At 34.9% G+C, this 15,637-nt stretch carries 16 protein-coding genes; 7 read left to right on the top strand and 9 right to left on the bottom strand.

Annotated features, from left to right (window positions below; all coding sequences use genetic code 11):
* Positions 1–8: 8 nt before the first annotated feature.
* Both CLV55_RS12900 and CLV55_RS10245 read right to left on the bottom strand, forming a co-directional pair.
* Positions 9–152, bottom strand: a complete 144-nt coding sequence (locus tag CLV55_RS12900) for a hypothetical protein (RefSeq protein ID WP_170122252.1) — start codon at positions 150–152, stop codon at positions 9–11.
* Complete coding sequence (locus CLV55_RS10245) at positions 139–717, bottom strand: DUF1543 domain-containing protein (protein WP_112113699.1); 579 nt, start codon at positions 715–717, stop codon at positions 139–141. Before CLV55_RS10245 ends, CLV55_RS12900 begins: the two co-directional genes overlap by 14 nt.
* A gap of 90 nt (positions 718–807) precedes the next feature.
* Between CLV55_RS10245 and CLV55_RS10240 the strand changes: the two genes are divergently transcribed.
* Complete coding sequence (locus CLV55_RS10240; RefSeq protein WP_112113698.1) at positions 808–1,329, top strand: hypothetical protein; 522 nt, start codon at positions 808–810, stop codon at positions 1,327–1,329.
* A 56-nt stretch (positions 1,330–1,385) separates the two neighbouring features.
* Here CLV55_RS10240 and CLV55_RS10235 read toward each other — a convergent pair whose 3' ends face one another.
* On the bottom strand, positions 1,386–2,348 hold the full coding sequence (locus CLV55_RS10235) for a TerC family protein (RefSeq protein ID WP_112113697.1): 963 nt from the start codon (positions 2,346–2,348) through the stop codon (positions 1,386–1,388).
* Positions 2,349–2,532: 184 nt separating this feature from the next.
* Here CLV55_RS10235 and CLV55_RS10230 point away from each other — a divergent pair, with 184 nt between their 5' ends.
* The 5 genes from CLV55_RS10230 to CLV55_RS10210 all read left to right on the top strand — a co-directional run bounded on the left by CLV55_RS10230 (position 2,533) and on the right by CLV55_RS10210 (position 8,234).
* On the top strand, positions 2,533–4,722 hold the full coding sequence (locus tag CLV55_RS10230) for a glutamine synthetase III family protein (RefSeq protein WP_112113696.1): 2,190 nt from the start codon (positions 2,533–2,535) through the stop codon (positions 4,720–4,722).
* Positions 4,723–5,165: 443 nt separating this feature from the next.
* A complete protein-coding gene (locus CLV55_RS10225; RefSeq protein WP_112113695.1) occupies positions 5,166–5,525 on the top strand; it encodes a hypothetical protein in 360 nt (119 codons plus the stop codon).
* A 115-nt stretch (positions 5,526–5,640) separates the two neighbouring features.
* Positions 5,641–6,516 (top strand): OmpA family protein, encoded by an 876-nt coding sequence (locus CLV55_RS10220; protein WP_112113694.1) that lies wholly within the window; start codon positions 5,641–5,643, stop codon positions 6,514–6,516.
* Between the two features lie 103 nt (positions 6,517–6,619).
* The gene (locus tag CLV55_RS10215) at positions 6,620–7,798 is read left to right on the top strand and encodes an AIR synthase related protein (protein WP_112113693.1); all 1,179 of its coding nucleotides are present in this window, start codon (positions 6,620–6,622) and stop codon (positions 7,796–7,798) included.
* Positions 7,799–7,808: 10 nt separating this feature from the next.
* Entirely contained in the window at positions 7,809–8,234 is a 426-nt protein-coding gene (locus CLV55_RS10210; protein WP_112113727.1) for a hypothetical protein, read from the top strand.
* Between the two features lie 53 nt (positions 8,235–8,287).
* On the opposite strand, the gene CLV55_RS10205 is transcribed toward CLV55_RS10210, so the two are convergent.
* The 4 genes from CLV55_RS10205 to CLV55_RS10190 are packed head-to-tail and all read right to left on the bottom strand — an operon-like array spanning position 8,288 to position 12,244.
* Positions 8,288–9,529 carry a peptidylprolyl isomerase gene (locus CLV55_RS10205; RefSeq protein ID WP_112113692.1) on the bottom strand — a complete coding sequence of 414 codons (1,242 nt, stop codon included), beginning with the start codon at positions 9,527–9,529 and terminating at the stop codon, positions 8,288–8,290.
* A 22-nt stretch (positions 9,530–9,551) separates the two neighbouring features.
* Positions 9,552–10,673 carry a peptidylprolyl isomerase gene (locus CLV55_RS10200; protein WP_112113691.1) on the bottom strand — a complete coding sequence of 374 codons (1,122 nt, stop codon included), beginning with the start codon at positions 10,671–10,673 and terminating at the stop codon, positions 9,552–9,554.
* Position 10,674: 1 nt separating this feature from the next.
* Entirely contained in the window at positions 10,675–11,238 is a 564-nt protein-coding gene (gldI, locus tag CLV55_RS10195; protein ID WP_112113690.1) for a gliding motility-associated peptidyl-prolyl isomerase GldI, read from the bottom strand.
* 1 nt (position 11,239) lies between these two features.
* Positions 11,240–12,244, bottom strand: coding sequence for a DHH family phosphoesterase (locus tag CLV55_RS10190; protein WP_112113689.1), 1,005 nt, complete (start codon positions 12,242–12,244; stop codon positions 11,240–11,242).
* A gap of 256 nt (positions 12,245–12,500) precedes the next feature.
* Here CLV55_RS10190 and CLV55_RS10185 point away from each other — a divergent pair, with 256 nt between their 5' ends.
* Positions 12,501–13,640, top strand: coding sequence for a C40 family peptidase (locus CLV55_RS10185; protein WP_158527034.1), 1,140 nt, complete (start codon positions 12,501–12,503; stop codon positions 13,638–13,640).
* Here the strand turns inward: CLV55_RS10185 and CLV55_RS10180 are convergent, their stop codons facing one another.
* Both CLV55_RS10180 and CLV55_RS10175 read right to left on the bottom strand, forming a co-directional pair.
* The gene (locus CLV55_RS10180; RefSeq protein WP_112113687.1) at positions 13,641–14,324 is read right to left on the bottom strand and encodes a response regulator transcription factor; all 684 of its coding nucleotides are present in this window, start codon (positions 14,322–14,324) and stop codon (positions 13,641–13,643) included. It abuts the gene before it with no gap.
* Between the two features lie 11 nt (positions 14,325–14,335).
* Positions 14,336–15,589, bottom strand: a complete 1,254-nt coding sequence (locus tag CLV55_RS10175; protein ID WP_112113686.1) for a sensor histidine kinase — start codon at positions 15,587–15,589, stop codon at positions 14,336–14,338.
* Positions 15,590–15,637: the final 48 nt, after the last annotated feature.

The raw sequence follows: 15,637 nt of genomic DNA, 5'->3' as shown, positions 1-15,637 counted from the left end.
GCAGAAATTCATTTGTTTTTAGTTTCGTTAAATTTTTTTGAAATAGCTTTCAACTTTTCTTCACGAGTTACTTTTTTGGCTTTAGCCTTGTCTTGAGCTTTGTGGAGTTTGTCGTTATGGACTTTGATATTTCGTTCGTTATTTCTCCCCATACGATTTGATTTTGTCTATTTTTAAATACCCAATATGCAATGGGTCTTCCTCTAAATGCTCCATAGGAGTAATGAGCAATTCAAAGGATTCTGTAAATTCAGGAGCGAGAATTTCTTTCACAGGGAACGCGTCATCAATGTCAATACCAAATTTATCATCGATGTGAAACGTTGCTCCTTTAAAAGTGCAGTGTTTGTAAAAAGCTGACGCCTTTGCTTTTTTTGTAGCATCGGCTAGTGTGGCTCCAACTGCCAAAACTTTATAATGATATTCTTCAAATTCATTTTCTTTATATCCTCCAAGATTTATGAAAAACAATTGTGAGTTTGATACAACGGAAGTTCCTTTTGTGGTAACTTCAATTTTATAATTGTCTACGGTAGTAACTTCACGCCAAGCATCAATATGGATTTGTCCTTTGGCTTCGGGCCAAAACGCTTTCATACTTGGAATTAATTCTTTTAAAGATTTCCCGATGCCAAAAAAAATATCGTGTTGTTCGGTATACCTGCCTTTGGGACGACAACCCAGCATGACCATGTACAGTTTATACTTGTGTTTCATGTTTCAAAAGTACAAATTTTTGTTAAAATGAAACTTTGGCACAGCTATTGGTTAGGTGTTTATAATAGGAATCATTAAACAGGAACTATCATGAGAAAAATGACTTTATTGTTAGCGTGCATCGGGATGATTTCGCTACAAAGTTGCAGCGTAAACGAAACTCCAGCAACACAAGTGGTTACCAATAACAATCAGTTTTTGGCAACAACCTATGAATACAACGCATCGTTTACTACGACCAATAATTTTAGCACCTTGCTCACATTTCCCAAACCAATTTATTCTTCCGATATGGTTTTGGTATACCGATTAGCAGGTTCTGTCAATGGATCAGATTTATGGAAATTACTTCCTGAGACCTATTATATGAATGATGGAAGCCTCGATTTTAGATATGATTTTGATTTTACAAAATATGATGTGAGTGTTTATATGGTAGGGTATGATTTGCCAGGTGTTTCAACAGCCTATAGATTGAATCAAGTGATACGTGTGGTTATCATTCCATCCAATTTTGGAAAACAAATGTCAACTACACTAGATTATCATAATTATGAAGCAGTGTCTAAAGCTTTTCATATAGATGAGACGACAATACGTAAAGTAAAATAGCGATTGGTTTGTTTTTTTGTTTGGGAAAGAGGTTGTACGCAGGTGCAGCCTCTTTTTTATTCTTCATCACGAGAAGGGTGCGATTCTTTGCCATAAGCTAGCGATAGTACTACCCCAGCTGTCAATGCTAATGCGATAAAGGCAAGTGATACCCATTCTGGAAATTTATAAAAATGAACCAAAAGCATTTTTACACCAACAAAAGATAGAATAGCGATGAGGCTGTATTCAAGATAGTGAAATTTATCAAGCATATTCGCTAAGAAAAAATACATAGAACGCAAACCTAAAATGGCAAAAATATTGGAAGAAAATACCAAGAAAGGATCTGAGGTGATGCTTAAAATCGCAGGTACACTATCGGTAGCAAAAACCACATCCATCACCTCAATGACAAGTAAAGTCACAAATAACGTAGTGGCATAGGTCTTCTGGTTTTCAGTAATAAAAAAATGTTCTCTGTCTCTATGATGAGAAATGGGTATTATTTTGCCAATCATTTTATAAACAAACGATTCTTTGGGGTTAAATTCTTGTTCTTCTTTTTTGAAGAGCATTTTAACGGCTGTAAATACTAGAAAACCTCCAAAGACATAAGTTATCCAATGTATTTTATGAATGAGTACCACACCAAATAAAATCATCAAGCCTCTAAAGATGATGGCGCCAATAATTCCCCAAAAAAGCACACGATGTTGGTATTTTTTTGCAATTTTAAACGAACTAAAAATCACAGCCATTACAAAAATATTGTCGGCACTTAACGACAATTCAACCAAATACCCTGAAATATATTTTAATACCGCCGTTTCGGGTTGCAAGGCATCAGGGTTGGTGCAAAATTGGTTTTGATACAACCAATAGATCACTCCAGAAAAAGCCAACGAAAGCGTTACCCATATACTGGTCCAAATACCAGCTTCTTTCGAACTGATGATGTGAGGCGTTTTATTGAAAAATCCTAAATCTAAGGCTAAAAAAAGTAAAACCGCTCCAATAAAAAGAATCCAGACAACCATGATATGAGATTTTTCACAAAGATAATCTTTTATTAAGTATTGATAAAAATTCATAATTCATAATTTTAAATTCATAATTATCACAATGACCCCTAAGAAAATAGGGTATAATTGATTTTGTATTCAAAAAATGTATATTTTTGCATCAAAATAATAAGGGTCTAACTTTTAAAACTAAATTTTTATGTCAACGTTACGTTTTCAAGCATTAAAAGATGCATCAGGTAGAAAGCCGGTGGAATTTAAAGAGTCGGGAAAAAAATCAGCTCTTTTTGGTTCTAATGTGTTTAATGATAAAGCGATGCGCCAATTTTTGACGCCAGATGCTTACAAAGCCGTTAAGGATGCGATCCAGCACGGAACTAAAATAGACAGAAAATTAGCCGATTATATCGCTATGGGGATGAAAGAATGGGCTTTGTCAAAAGGAGTAACACACTACACCCACTGGTTTCAACCCTTAACAGGAACCACAGCAGAAAAACATGATGCTTTTTTTGAAACCTCTTACGATGGGTCTGATCCTGTAGAGAAATTTGGTGGAGGACAATTGGTACAACAAGAGCCCGATGCGTCTTCTTTCCCTAATGGAGGAATTAGAAATACATTTGAAGCTCGTGGGTATACCGCTTGGGATCCAACCTCTCCTGCTTTTATTTTTGGAACAACATTATGCATTCCAACCGTGTTTATCTCTTACACGGGTGAGGCACTAGATTATAAAACGCCTCTTTTGCGTGCCTTAAATGCGGTTGACGAAGCGGCAACGGATGTTTGTAAGTATTTTGATAAAAATGTAAAGAAAGTTACCGCTACTTTGGGATGGGAACAAGAATATTTTTTAGTAGATGCTTCTTTGGCTAATACGCGTCCCGATTTAATCATGACGGGACGTACCTTATTAGGACATACGTCAGCGAAAGGACAACAATTAGACGACCACTATTTTGGTTCTATTCCTTCAAGAACCTTATCATTTATGCGTGAGTTGGAAGAAGAGTGCATGTTGTTGGGAATTCCAGTAAAAACGCGTCATAATGAGGTAGCACCCAATCAATTTGAGTTGGCTCCTATTTTTGAAGAAACCAATTTGGCTGTAGACCACAACTCGTTGTTGATGGATGTGATGTCTAAAATTGCTGAACGTCATAACTTTAAAGTATTGTTCCATGAAAAACCATTCAAAGGCGTTAATGGTTCTGGAAAACATAACAACTGGTCACTAGCAACCGATACTGGGGTTAATTTGCTTTCTCCTAGCAAGACGCCTATGAGTAACTTACAGTTCTTGTCTTTCTTTATTAATACTATTAAAGCAGTAAATGAATATGAAGAATTGTTGAGAGCGTCTATTGCTACTGCAAGCAATGACCATCGTTTGGGTGCAAACGAAGCGCCTCCAGCGATAATTTCGGTATTTATTGGAGAACAATTAACGAAGGTATTGGCAGAATTAGAAGGCGTTTCAAAAGGGAAATTATCTCCAGAAGAAAAAACCGATTTAAAATTGAATGTGGTGGGTAAAATTCCAGATGTTATGTTGGATAATACTGATAGAAACAGAACGTCTCCGTTTGCTTTCACTGGAAACAAATTTGAGTTCAGAGCTGTGGGTTCGTCTGCCAACTGTGCTAATGCCATGACGACTTTAAACTCAATTGTAGCAAAACAATTAAGAGCTTTCAAAAAAGAAGTAGATGCTTTAATTGATGAGAAAGGATTGAAAAAAGACGAAGCTATTTTCAACGTACTTAGAGAATATATCAAGCAAACGAAAAATATTTTGTTTGAAGGAGACGGATATAGCGATGCTTGGGAGAAAGAAGCTAAAAAACGTGGATTGAGCAATCACAAAACGACACCAGCGGCTTTGAAAGCAAAAGTGTCTAAAAAAGCGTTGGATTTGTTTAGCGATTTGAATGTGATGAATCATGTTGAGGTAGAGGCACGCTACGAAATCGAATTGGAAGAATACACTAAGAAAATTCAAATTGAAGGAAGAGTTTTGGGAGATATTGCTCGTAATCACGTAATTCCAACAGCAATTCGTTACCAAAATACATTGATTGAAAATGTACGTGGATTAAAAGAAATTTTTGGAAAAGAGTTTGAAAAAATTGCCAAAGAGCAAATTTCATTAATCAAAGAAATTTCAGAACACATTGAAGGAATTAATTCTAATGTAGATGCCATGACTGAAGCTCGTAAAAAAGCCAATGCGTTGACTGATGCTCAAAAAATGGCAGAAGCATATTGTGATCAAGTAAAACCCTACTTTGAAATCATTCGTGAGCACTGCGATAAGCTAGAATTGTTAGTAGATAACGAAACTTGGACGTTGACTAAATACAGAGAGTTATTGTTTACGAGATAGTTTTTATAGAAAATACAGAATAGATAAAGAAACCCCGATTCAGAATCTTGAATCGGGGTTTCTTATGGAATTTTTTATTGTGTGGTTTTAAGTTTTGGAATAAAAATCGCCTAAAAGTTCAATGCTATGGCGGAGTTGTAGCGATATAAACAACTCTCCTTACTTTTGGATACTATTTTTTATTTAAAAACAAATAAGTTTGTTTTTAAGTCATGTTTATATGTTTATAAATAAAAAATAGTAGTGTATAAATTTTATTTATTTGTGTAAAAAACATAGTTATTTGTGTTTTAATTTACTACTTATGTTTTATAATTTAATAAGATTGTATTTTTAATTATTATTTTAGTGTTAAAAACAAATAAGTATGTGTATAAGACAAATAAGTTTGTATTTAAATTAAATAAATTATATTTTTGGTATAACCAATTTAATCAATAAAGATGAAAAAAAGTGCTCATAACATCAATACTGGAAAAATCATTGAGAAATTAATGTATCAATTCAATTTTTCTAATTTGCAAATGGAACGCGCCATAGGAAGACCGGGCAGTTCTATGTATAAATACATTCGAAATTCGAGTATTCAAACAGGAATATTAATTGATTTGTGCTATGCCATGAAATACAATATTTTTCATGATATAGCCAATGAGTTACCCGCCGAATTTGCTAAAATTGACAAAACAGTAGAAGAAAAAGCCACCTTAAAAAAGGATTATGAAGCACGCATTGCCCAACTTGAAGAAGAAAACAAAATTCTAAAAGCACAATTGGATATCGTGATGCGGTTGAAAGGATAGGATTTATAAAAAACAAACCATTAATTTAGTATATAGCAGTGTTTTATTGTACTAAAATTATGGCGTCTTAGTAATTATTGAATACTTTTGAGGGTATATTTTGAATGATAGTATTATGAATGCAAAAGCTCTTTTTTTTAGTTTTTTCTTTTGTGTATCTCTTACATGTGTTAGAGCTCAAGAACAGTTTTCTGTATTTTTTGACAGCAATAAGTTTGAAACAAATGCAGCTGAGTCCCAAAAACTTCAAGATTGGATTGCTGCCAATTCCTCGGTTAAAATTGTTGCTATCAACGGCTATACTGATGATGATGGCACCAATGGTTTTAACGATACATTGGCCCAAAAAAGAGTACATTTTATTTTTAATAAGGTGAAAGATAAAATCAAGACTCGTGAAGATTTTAAAACCAGAAGTTTTGGTGAAAATTTCCACCAATCAAAGAATAAGGCAGAAAATCGAAAAGTCACTCTTTATTACATTTTGGCAAAAGACTTAGCACGAGAAAATGAGATTTTAGGAATAACCCCAGGCAAAGCCGAACCCAAAGTTGAAGAACCACAGGAAATCATTCCAATAGAAGAAGAGGCTATGAACTTTAGTGAAAATGCTACTTTGGAAGACAAAATTCAACAGGCACGAAAAGGAACGCTCATCAAACTTAAAGACGTTAATTTTTTTCAAAACAGTTTTGCAGTCATGCCTAGTGCCAAACCTACGGTAGATGCCTTGATTGAAACCCTTAAAAACCATCCGAAATTAAAAATCGAAATTCAAGGTCATATTTGTTGTGTGGCGAGTGATATTAGAAATTTATCCCTTGATAGAGCACGCCAAATCAAGAGAATTCTAGTTTCGGAAGGGATTGATGGCGCAAGAATCCAGGTGAAAGGTTTTGGTGTTTCAAAGCCAAAATTTCCTATTCCCGAAAAAAACGAATCGGAAGCGGCTCTGAACAGACGGGTTGAAATCATGATTTTGGATAAATAGTATAGGAAAAACCTCATGACTCATTGGCAATAGGTCATTCAAATTACTATCTTTGTGCCACAACATTTACCCAATGCAAGCAAAGGGCAACTAACTACTACACATGAGTTCTAACAACAGCAATCGCTACGCTTTGCGCGGAGTTTCTGCCGCAAAAGAAGATGTGCATCATGCCATCAAGAATATTGACAAAGGACTGTTTCCAAAAGCGTTCTGCAAAATTATCCCCGATTATTTAACCCAAGACGAAGACTATTGTATCGTGATGCACGCCGATGGCGCAGGAACAAAATCCTCATTAGCGTACCTGTATTGGAAAGAAACTGGTGATGTTTCGGTTTGGAAAGGCATTGCACAAGATGCCCTGATTATGAATATCGATGATTTACTTTGTGTGGGTGCTACCGACAACATTTTGCTCTCGTCAACTATTGGTAGAAATAAAAAGCTCATTCCAGGCGAAGTGATTTCAGCGATCATAAACGGAACGGAAGAATTGATAACGGAGCTTCAATCTTTTGGAGTTACTATTCATTCAACTGGAGGCGAAACAGCCGATGTGGGCGATTTAGTGCGAACCATTATAGTTGATTCTACTGTTACGGCACGAATGAAACGTAGCGATGTGATAGATAATGCCAATATTAAAGCTGGGGATGTCATTGTAGGATTGGCTTCTTTTGGTCAAGCCAAGTATGAAACAAAGTATAATGGTGGAATGGGAAGCAACGGATTGACTTCGGCACGGCATGATGTTTTTGCGCAGTATTTGGCAGACAAATATCCTGAAAGTTACGACGCTTCAGTTCCCAAAGACTTGGTGTATTCAGGCACTGTAAAATTAACCGATGCGGTTGCCAATGCTCCCATTGATGCCGGACAATTGGTGCTATCGCCCACGAGAACTTATGCGCCCATAATCAAAACTATTTTAGAAAAATATACTCCCAGAGAGATACACGGAATGGTACATTGTAGCGGTGGGGCACAAACCAAAGTGTTGCACTTTGTAGATGCCCTTCATGTCATAAAAGACAACTTGTTTCCTGTACCCCCTTTGTTTCAACTGATTCAAGAGCAATCTAAAACCGATTGGAAAGAAATGTATCAAGTCTTTAATTGTGGTCATCGAATGGAATTGTATGTCCCTCAAGAACTAGCACAAGATATTATTGCTATTTCACACTCTTTTGGGGTTGAAGCGCAAATTGTAGGTAGCGTGGAGGCGAGTGAGGTTAAAAAACTCACCATTGAAAGCGAGTATGGGAAATTTGAGTATTAAATCAATAAAAATGAAACTAAATCCAAAAAACGGAATCGATCAGTTGCTTTTCGGGATGAAGCAAAAAGAGGTTAAGGCACTTTATGGAGCGCCTGATAAACAATTTGAAGATGATGATAGCAACATCATTTACTTATATAATGAGCCCAAACTACGATTAACCTTCTATGAAGATGAAGATTTTCGTTTGGGCTACATCATCACGTCCCATCCTGAGGTCATGCTCTTAGACCAGAAAGTAATTGGGAGGAATGTAACCGAACTCAAAGCGGCACTTCCCTTTAAAACATGGGAACAAGAAGATTTTGATTCGACAGAAAATCATTTTAATGAAAGCAATTGGTTGATTTTACAATCGGAATATCAAACGGTAATTCGTGTTGAAATAGGCGCCATTATTAATGACAACGACGAATTCGAATGGAAGTTTAAATAAACAAAAAAAGGTACAAGAAATCGAACTTGTACCTTTTTCTATTTGAAATTGTATTATTTACTAGAAGGAAGACTTTCTAATAATTCTACTTCAAAAATGATGTTTGAATTTGGCGGAATGACATTACCAGCTCCTCTTTCGCCATACCCTAAATTTGACGGAATAAAGAAAATTGCTTTATCTCCAAAAGACATTAAATTTAATCCTTCAAGGAATCCAGGAATTAACCCCCCTTTGTTACCATATTGAAAAGGGAACGGTTGATAGCCGTTTTGTGAGGCACGATTGGAATCGTATTTTCCAAAAGTTTTGCATATGTCTTCATAACTACTGTCGAAAAGACTACCATCTTCAAGGTATCCTGCATAATGTACGTAAACTTGTGTGCCTTCTGCTGGTTTTTTTCCTTCCCCTTTTTTAGTGATTACATATTGCAATCCACTTGCTGTTTTGGTTGCTGTTTGTTTCTGAGTGTTTAATTCGGCTATTTTTGAAGCCATAACAGTTCCATATTTTGCTGTATATTCAGCTTTTTTCTGAGCGTCTAGTTCGGCTTGTTTTTTCTTATTTTCAGCATCTATAAGTACTTGCTTTCTATCATCCTCTGCTTTTGTAATAAAATAATCACCAAACACTTTAGCAGCATCAAATTTTTTAGCTGCATCACCTTTTCTAGTGATTACTATTTTAGTAATTACATCGTCTTGTGCAATGGCATTTACAACATTTTGACCTGTAACAACATATCCAAAAATGGTGTGTTTTCCGTTAAGCCAAGGGGTTTCTTTGTGTGTAATAAAGAATTGCGATCCATTGGTTTTAGGCCCCGCATTTGCCATTGCTAAAATCCCAGCGTTATCAAATTTAGCATCAGTAATTTCATCTTTAAAAGCATATCCAGGACCTCCAGATCCATTTCCATCTGGGTCACCTCCTTGAATCATAAAGTCTTTAATGACGCGATGAAATTTCAAACCATCATAAAAATGTTTTCCTTTTAATTTTTCATCAACTTCAGGATTGTTTCCTTCTGCTAACGAAACAAAATTGGCTACTGTGATAGGTGTTTTTTGATACTCAAGTTTTACTACGATACTTCCTTTACTTGTTTGAATGTCAGCAAAAATACCTTCTTTTGTATCGATAGGGGTTGTTGCTTTTGAAGTAGTAAATTGTGGCTTTTCAGTAGACGCAACGGGAGTAGCCTTTTTACTATCAAGTTTTTTCTTTGTTTGTGCTTGTGTGATTGTTGTAGACAATAGTACTAACAATACGATTTTCAGTTTTAGTTTCATTTTATTGGAATTTTAATAATAATTATGGTTTATCTAACATTTGAATTTCAAAAATAATGTTGGCATTGGGTGGAATTGCATTCCCAGCGCCATTTTCGCCATAGGCTAAATTTGAGGGTATAAAAAGCACGGCTTTAGCTCCAATGCCTAATTGGTTTAAGCCTTCTTCAAATCCTGGTATCATAGCTCCCTTAGTACCCACTTCAAAAGGGATAGGAGCGTAGCCATTTTGGACAGCCCGTTGGGCATTGTACGTGCCAAAATCTTCAGCTACTTTGGAGATGCTAGTGTCAAATAAGGTTCCGTTTTCTAAAAAACCAGCATAGTTGATAAATACTTTAGTGCCTTTGGCGGGTTTCTTGCCAGTGCCTTTTTCAGTAATAGCATACATTAATCCAGAGGGCAACTTAATCGCGCCCGATTTTAATTGGGCAAAGTAAGCTAATTTATTGGCTGCTGCTTTCTTCATTTTTGAGGCTTCCAATTCCTTTTGTTTTTTTATTTTTTCAGAAGTCACACGATAATAGTCGGAGAAAATTTTTACTGCATCAAACTTTTTTGCGGTTTCTCCGATGCGTATGATTTTTATGGAAGTGATCTCATCACCTTGAACAATAGCGTTGACTACTTTCATACCGTTATCAATGACATGACCAAAAATGGTATGTCTTTGGTCGAGCCATGGCGTTTCTTTAATCGTAATAAAAAACTGACAACTGTTAGTACCAGGGCCTGAGTTAGCCATTGCAAGATAGCCTCCTTTGTCAAATTTTAAATCGGAAAATTCATCATCAAATTGATAGCCTGCATCACCCGAACCGTTTCCTAATGGGTCTCCTCCTTGAATCATAAAATCTTCTTGATCGCCATTGGTTTTAGAAATCACACGATGAAATTTTAGCCCATCATACAGGGGTTTCGATTGATATTCTTCTAATACAAATGGATTGGTTCCTTCCGCTAAAGTAATAAAATTGGCTACGGTGATTGGGGCTTTTTTATATTCTAAAGCCACTCTAATAGTTCCTTTTCCCGTCTCGATTTCGGCATAAATTCCGTCTTTTAGATTGGTATGGTCTTCTTTTTTACAACTAAAAGTGAGTATTGAAAGGCAGGCTACTAGAAATAGGGTTAATTTTTTCATCTTATTCTGGATTGCTAGTGTTTACGGGTTTAAAATCATTAAGGGTTACTGTACAAAGTAGCGGCTCATTTACCCCAATTCGTCTGTTGTCACCATGATACCCATAGGCCATGTGTGATGGAAAAAGAAAAGTTACGGTTTCATGTTTGTGCATCAGTTTTATTCCATGTCTCAAGCCCATCATGATGTTTTGTTTGTCCACAACATAATGTTGGTTTTGTAATTCCAATTGGGAATAAATTACGTTTCCATCTAAATCTTTGACCTCGTAATCAAAATCGGCGACATCTCCTTTTTTAGGACGAAGCGTGTCTTTGTCGTTTTTTGTAACGTAACAATACCAATATCCTTTTTGAGAAGTAAGGTAGGTAATCTTAGGATTGCTTTTTATGATAGAATCTATTTTTGACTCTTCGCCGTGAATTAATTTTTTATTGCGCTCAGCTGATTTTTTTAAAAAAACACCCGATGCATGAGAAATAGGCATTCTAACTTGCTGTTTTTTACAACTGGTTACAGCTAAAAAACCTAAAAATAAAAGGAGGTAAAACGGATTAATTTTCATTTTAAATAGATAGGGTTTGAATGATTTTTTCAAATTTTGCAAGGGTATGTTCAAGACTGTCATAAGAACGTCCTCCAGCAGCGTTTTGGTGTCCTCCACCATCAAAATAAGTTCTGGCAAACGTGTTTACATCGAAAGCTCCTTGCGAACGAAATGAAATTTTTATAATATTTTCATCGCTATGTTCAATAAAAATAGCTGTAAAATGAATGCCTTTAATGGTTAAGCCATAATTTACAATACCTTCTGTATCACCTTTTACATAATTAAATTGTGCTAACTCTTTATTAGATAGTGTTGTATAAGATGTTTTCAATTCAGGAAATACCTTCATATTTTGTAGTGCTCGTCCTAAAAGCTGCAATCTGTCGTAGGAATTGTTGTCAAAAATTAAGTTGGGAATATCAGAATTGGCTACTCCCAAATCAATAAATTCGGCTACAATTCTATGGGTTTTCCCCGTTGTTTTAGGAAATCGAAATTGCCCCGAATCGGTCATGATTCCGGTATATAAACAAGTCGCTATCGTTTTGTTGAGGGATGATATTTTTCCTAAAGCCGCAATAAAATCATACACCATCTCACAAGTTGAGCCGTATGCGGTATCTGAAAAAACATAGGTTGCATAATGGGCTGGAGCTTCATGATGGTCTATCATGATCATAGGGACTTTCAATGCCGCTAATGTATGTTCCATTTCCCCCGTTCGATGGAGTGCATTAAAATCGAGCGTGAAAATAAGTTCAGCTTCTTGAAGTCGCTTTTTATTTTCTGAAATCGCATTTTCAAAAACATAAACATTCTCTGAACCAGGCATCCAAGATAGAAAATTGGGAAAATCATTAGGAGATACTACAAAAGCTTCGTGGTGAAGTTGTACTAAAAAATGATACAATCCGAGCGTAGAACCCATGGCATCTCCGTCGGGATTGCGATGAGGGATAATTGCAATTTTTTTAGGACTTGCTAATAGTTTTTGAATTTCAATAATATCGGTTTCCTTCATAGTTTGCGAATTTACGTTTTTTTGTGTTAAAAAAAAGTTATTGATAGAAACAAAATCAAAGCCCTTTGAAACGTGAATATATCGTGTGGTGTTCAGCGTAAATTAATACGATTTTTTTAGCGTACAAAAATTGAATTTATAGCAGTAATTCTGAAATTAATTTAAATTTAAGTTAAACAAACTCGAATAAACTATTGTTATTTTGTAAATTTGCATACTTTTTCACAGTGCTTAAGATAGTGCTATAATGATTAAAATGATGAAAGTTTTTAAAATAGTTAGTCTTTTAGCTTTAGTTTTTTCGGTACAAGTCCAAGCTCAAAAAATAATCAAACATAAAATTAAGAGTGGTGAATCCATCTATGGGTTAGCGCTTAAATATGATTTGACTGAAAAAGAAATTTATGCCGTGAATCCCAAAACGAAAGGGGCTTTGTTGCAATTGGGTCAGGTTGTGAATATTCCGAATAAAAAATACAAAGAAAAAAGCAAGCCTTCTAAAAAAACACTTCTTGCTTCTAAAGTTTCTGACAAAGACAACGGAAAAAAAGAAACCCTTGTTGAAAATAAATTTATAAAGCACACAGTTACTGCCAAAGAAACTTTATATAGTATAGCCAAAAAATATGGTGTGACCATGGAGGTTCTTTGCGAAATGAATCCCGAATTGAAAACGAGCAATTTAAAAAAAGGCGCGGTTTTAAAAATCCCAAATCAAGAAATTGTAAAGGAGCAATCCAATCAGCAAAGTGTTGAAAATGAAGAAAAGGTGGTTGTAAAGGACACGTTTTCAAACGAATTGATTCATACGGTAGCTCCCAAAGAAACCTTGTTTAGAATCTCAAAACAGTATGGCGTTTCGGTAGAGGATATCAAAAAATGGAATCCCGAGATTGATAAAGAATTACCAATTGGCTATGCTTTAAAAATTAAAAAAACCACCGTTCAAGGTAATGAAAATACATCTGAGGATTCTGTAGTTACTGAGGATATTCCAGCAGGGAATTTGTCGAAAGCCGAATTTTTAATCGAAAAAGCGTTTAGATTCTTGGGAACAAGATACCGTCGTGGAGGTGATACAGGCGCTGGGTTTGATTGCTCGGGATTGATGTTTCATACGTTCAAAAACATCAATATGTTTTTACCCCGATCATCACATGAAATGGCAAACATTGGAGTTAAAATTGACAAAGCACATGCCCAAAAAGGGGATCTGATTTTCTTTGCTACCTTTGGAGGAAGAAGAGTTAGCCATGTGGGGATGATTACCGAAGTTCTCGATGATGAAATTAAATTTATTCATTCAGCAACGAATTCGGGTGTTATCGTTTCATCAACCAAAGAGCCATATTATGTGAGAACTTTTGTGCAAATCAACCGCGTGATTTCTCAATAACTATTGTATTGTAAATTTAAAACCAATGCCGTGTAGGTTTTCAATGGCAATTCCTTTTTCGTGGGCCAATATTTTTCGTAATCTTGAAATAAAAACATCGAGACTTCTGCCCATAAAATAATCATCATCGCCCCATAAAGATTTAAGAATTTCCTCTCGTTTCAGGACTTTGTTTTTGTTGTCTAAAAAGAGTTTTAACAAGTCAGATTCTCTCTGGGTTAATGCTATTTTCTCTTTTTCAGTAAATACTGTATAATTTTCACAGTCAAACTGGTATTTTCCAACGATATAGATTCTTTTTTCTGGAATTATTTTTTTGTAGCTTCGTTTTAAAAAGATTTCTATTTTTAAAATAAGTTCTTCCATGCTAAACGGTTTTACCAAATAATCGTCGGCACCGATTCGTAACCCTTTGATACGATCTTCTTTTAATGTTTTGGCCGATAAAAAAATAATAGGAATTTCAGGATTTAGGATTCTAATTTTTTCAGCGAGTTCAAAACCGTCCATTTTAGGCATCATGATGTCTAAAATACAAATGTCAAATATATTCGCATGAAACGTATCTAAGCATGAAGTTCCATCAGAACAATGGGTTACTTCATAAAATTGATTGAGATGGTCTTTAGTTAGAAAGGCTAAAGTTTCATCGTCTTCCGCATATAAGATTTTAAATTTAGACATAGTAACTCGCTTTAATTGGGTATTAAAATTACGATACTGATTCCTTTATTGGTATTGTTGTCAACGGAAATTTTCCAATGATGTAAAGTACATATTTTTTTTACATAATACAATCCAAGGCCAAAACCATTGATTTCATTATTCATTGCACTAGGAACTCTGTAGAATTTATCAAAGATGAAAGGGGTGTTTTTTGAAGGGATTCCAATACCATTGTCTGAAAATTGAAGCTTCAAGTATTTAGGAATTTCTTCAATAGTAATACAAATCTCTGGGTCTTCATTACAATATTTTATGGAGTTGTCAATCAAATTATAAATAATATTTGTAAAGTGAAATTCGTCGGCAAGTATAGAGTAATCTTTTGGAGTATTGATTTTTAAAGCCAAATTTGGGTGTTTCAATTTCATGTTTTCTGCCACTTCCTCCAAGATAGGCAGTAAGGCCACACCTTTGATGTTCATTTTCATGGAGGAATTGTCCGATTTGGCTATGTTTAAAATTTGTTCAATATGACTGTTTAATTTATTACTTTGCTTGATAATAATATCGGTGTAATGTTCCAATTTTTCATCTTTTTGAATGCTGTCTTGTTTGTGTAAAAAATGGGATGCCAATAAAATAGAAGAAAGTGGTGTTTTGAATTCGTGTGTCATATTATTGATAAAATCACGTTGTAATTCGGAGTATTTTTTTTGCTGGATGATGGTATAAATGGAGTAAACATATATTAATAAAATGATGATAAGCGCAAAAGAAAGAATAAACCAAAACCGTAACGAATTGAACAAATATGAAGTCTCATTTGGAAATCGAATCGCAAAATAATATACCAGGTTTTTGTGTTTAGGAAAGTAAATAGTCTTTTGGGCTGATGTTTTTTCGTTTTGTGAAATGTAGTTACCATATACCATTTCGTCGCTTTGACAATTGTACATAGCATATTCAAAATCGGTATTGATATTGAATTTTAAAAACTCTGCTTTTAAGTAGTACTCCAAAACTTTTGGATCAAAATCATTGTCCACGTTGACAATATAATAATCGTTTGCAATTTTTTGAATCGGATTTTCAGAGGGTAATGTACTACTGGTTCCTTTGTATAATTTTTTTACTACTTCAAGAAGCGCAAAATGTGTTTTTTGTGAAAACTTTTTTTCTTCGAGGGTAAACGCTTGTTTGGTCCACAGAAGCTGCACAATCAGAATGCCAATGGTAGCAACCAATCCGAGAACAATAATCAGGTTTAGGTTTTTAGTTTTCATGGTCTATGCAATAGAAAGGACTAAATCTATAACTGTAATTTTAAAAAG

The organism is Flavobacterium aciduliphilum (genome assembly GCF_003268855.1).
Taxonomy (GTDB): domain Bacteria; phylum Bacteroidota; class Bacteroidia; order Flavobacteriales; family Flavobacteriaceae; genus Flavobacterium; species Flavobacterium aciduliphilum.
Note: the sequence above shows the minus strand (reverse complement) of the source record. Positions and strands in the feature narration are given on the sequence as shown.